Below are 3,409 nucleotides of genomic sequence, written 5' to 3'. Positions count from 1 at the left end.
GGGCTGTATTTACAACCTGCTTTTTATTTCTAAAAAAACTAAACATCAGCTGCAAAAGCTCCTTATTTTCTCTTGAATTGTCTGCGTATCGGCAATCTCAATATTTTGAATCTCTTTTCTTGCTCTGCTTGGCATGCCATCAACTATAGCGCTCTTCTCGTCTTGCGTAACTGTTCTCACGCCACTAAGCGAGAGTTGTTTGCATCCATCAACACCGTCGTCGCCGATGCCTGTTAGTATTACGCCTAGTATCTCTATACTTTGAGCAAAAGGGACAAGCGAGTTAAATACCGTATTTATATCGGGATTATACTTATATTGTTGTGATAACTCTACTTGAAATTTCAATCCGTAGCCATCTTTTTTAACAGATGTCATCCCATGGCAAAGATAGATATTTCCAGACTCAATGAAAGTGCCATCTTGTGCCATGCCAATGGTATTGACGCTAAGCTCTTTTAATCTTTTTGTAAAACTTGGTATAAAATCCATAGACATATGTTGGGCTATAAGAACGACCGTATCTCTTAAAACAGGCAGAGATTTTATAATCTTCTCTATCTGCCCAGGGCCGCCGGTTGAGGCGCCAATCACTACTAACTTTTTAGGCAGTTGCATGTTCAATCACCGGCCCTGATCTATATCTTTTTTTGCTTCGCTAAATTTATAGCCTTGTGAGTAGTCGACACCAAGCTCTTTTATAATGTCGAAAATTTTATCATTCTCTACATATTCTGCAATGGTTTTCATGCCTAGTTTTTTGGAGAAATCAACAATAGTCGATACCACCAAATAGGCATTTTTATCTTTGTCTATATTTTTTATAAGGGAGCCGTCAATTTTTAGATAATCAGCTCTTAGTTTTATAAGATACTCAAAGTTGCTGTATCCTGTTCCAAAGTCGTCAATCGCAATTTTGCAGTTATACTTTTTAACTTTGGCTATAAAGTTTATTACATCTTCAAATTTTTCGATATATTCAGACTCTACAATTTCAAAAACAATTTTAGAGCCAATCCCGTATCTCTCAAGCATCATGACTATATATTGCGAAATTTGAGGCTCTAAAATATCGTCTATGGAGAGGTTTATGGAAAACTCAACATCTTTATCTTTGAACATCTCGAAGGATTGTTCTATTACGGTTCTTGTAATATCGAAATACTGTCTTGTCTGCTTTGCAATATCCAAGAAGAAGAACGGAGATATAATCCTCTCTTCATCTAACATCCTTACCAAACACTCATACTTCTCATAACCGAGAGTTTTATTATTTACAATTGGCTGATAGTAGGTAATGATATTTTTGTTTTTCAGTGCGTTTGAGAGCTTTTTGCTCCACATAATATTGTTTTCATACTCTTTGTTTAAGGAGATGCTCTCTTTATAAACAAGGTAGTTATTGTTACTTTTTTTGGCGATTTTAAGTGCCATATTTGCAGTAGAGAGAAGTCTGTTTTTATCCTCTTCAAATGAGACACCACAGCTGCAAGAAATCAATATCTGCTCGTTTTCAAGTGCTATACCCTCTTTTATTTCCTCTAAGATATTTTTTACTATACCTTCAAACTGTGCTCTTGTGTATGATGTGCCGAGTATTACGAACTCATCTCCTTGAAGTCTGTAAAATCTAAGGTTAGAGTCACTAAAAACAGAGTTGTATATTTTGTCTCCCAATCCCTTGATGACGTCGTTGCCGAATTCATGACCGTAAAAGTCATTTATCTGTCTGAAGTTGTCAAGATTAAAAATGGCAACTGAGAGATTTTCAAGGGAGTTGATGTCATTGTTTAGCTTGGTTCTGTTCCCATAACCTGTCAAGAAGTCCATTGTGGAAGCATTCTTTATCTCTGATATATTTGTTCTAACTCCGAGATATTCTACAATATTGCCTTCTCTGTCCATAATTGGGTTTATAACAGCTTTTACCCAGTAAGACGTTCCGTTTTTATTTAGGTTTTGAAGCTCCCCCGACCATGGCTGTTTAAGATTTTTTATGGCATGCCACATAGATTTAAAGGTATCTTTTGGGGTATCTGGATGCCTTACAATGTTATGAGGCTTTCCTAGAAGTTCATTCTTTGTATAGCCGCTAATTTTGCAAAACTCATCATTAACATAGGTAATCATTCCCTGTGCATCAGTTTTAGAAACTATAAAACTCCTATCAACGGCAGATTTATACTGCTCTAAAAGCAGAAGTGAGTCGCTGTGCTCCTGCTCAAGCTCATCTGTTTTAAATAGAACAGTTCGAATAGCCATTATCATTAAAACAGTAAGTGCTATTATGCTAAAGATTAGAAAGAAGGAGAGGGCTGCTATCTCATAAAAAGCAAGGTCTAGCTTGCTATTGATTATTTTATTTACTTCATAAAAAAGTTTATCTTCTACGGCTTTTAAAAGGTTTATTGTTTTTGTTGATTTTTCAAACCAATACCCTGCGTTTGTGTTAAAGAGGTTTTCATTTTTGTTTTTTAATGCCTCATCTATTATCTCAAAAGTCTCATCTACATCATCCCCTTTAAAGGTATCGTAGTAAAATATTAAGATCTTATCGGGCGCTATGGCTTGAAAACTTATACTGTTTAGATTGTATAGCTCAAGATTCCCTGCAAAAGCGAGAAGAGTGTTTTTGAAGAATTTGTCATATATTAAAACCTCGTTGAGAGCAGCTCTTATCTGTCCCAAAGCCTCTTTTGCGGAGGATAGATGGGTATACGCCTGTATGATGTTTCTATTTTCTTTGTCATTCATCATGGAGGGGATTGTTCTTGTAAAATTAAGAAGCGTGGCTATATTTTTTGTGTAGTAGCTCTTAGCATCGGTCGTCGACATTTTGAGTAGATAGATTGATTTTCTGTTTAGTTTTACATCACTTAAAACATCCATAATGTAGTTATTGCTGTTTTTGGTTTGTGCATATGTAAATTTTGCATCATTAATCGCCCTATCTAAATCATTCATGGCAGATAAAAGCTTATCATCATTACTATTTAGATTCTCATTAGCGATAAGCCCAGTTATAAGCCCTCTCTCTATCTGCATAAAGTGGATTACTCTAGAGATGACCTGTGCTTCAAGGATACGGTACTTTGTCGTCACAAGGTTTTTTTTATCATCTGCTGCTTTAAAAAGAAGCATAAACGAGAGTACCAAAATAAAGGATATTGTTATAATCGATAAAAGAAGCAGTTTTGATTTTAAATCTAGTTTTATGATTGGCATCGGTTGCTTTGTTTGTTCATTAAGTAATCTTTTATTTTTTAAACATTTTAGGTAAATTTACCATATTTGTCAATCTAAATGAGGTTGCTAAAACTCCCTATAGAAGGAGTTTTAATAGGAATTGTTTATTTACGTTCTAAACGTCTCCAGCTTCGCATGCAGCTCATCCGTCATAGCATTTAGA

2 protein-coding genes are annotated in these 3,409 nt (G+C 35.2%); both read right to left on the bottom strand.

From position 1 onward, the window contains the following. Positions 1-45: 45 nt before the first annotated feature. Positions 46-618, bottom strand: a complete 573-nt coding sequence (locus RQ763_RS10880; protein WP_314152986.1) for a CheB methylesterase domain-containing protein — start codon at positions 616-618, stop codon at positions 46-48. A 6-nt stretch (positions 619-624) separates the two neighbouring features. Then, positions 625-3,225, bottom strand: a complete 2,601-nt coding sequence (locus RQ763_RS10875; RefSeq protein ID WP_314152984.1) for an EAL domain-containing protein — start codon at positions 3,223-3,225, stop codon at positions 625-627. Positions 3,226-3,409: the final 184 nt, after the last annotated feature.

This window comes from Sulfurimonas sp. (assembly GCF_032250635.1).
Taxonomy (GTDB): domain Bacteria; phylum Campylobacterota; class Campylobacteria; order Campylobacterales; family Sulfurimonadaceae; genus Sulfurimonas.
Note: the sequence above shows the minus strand (reverse complement) of the source record. Positions and strands in the feature narration are given on the sequence as shown.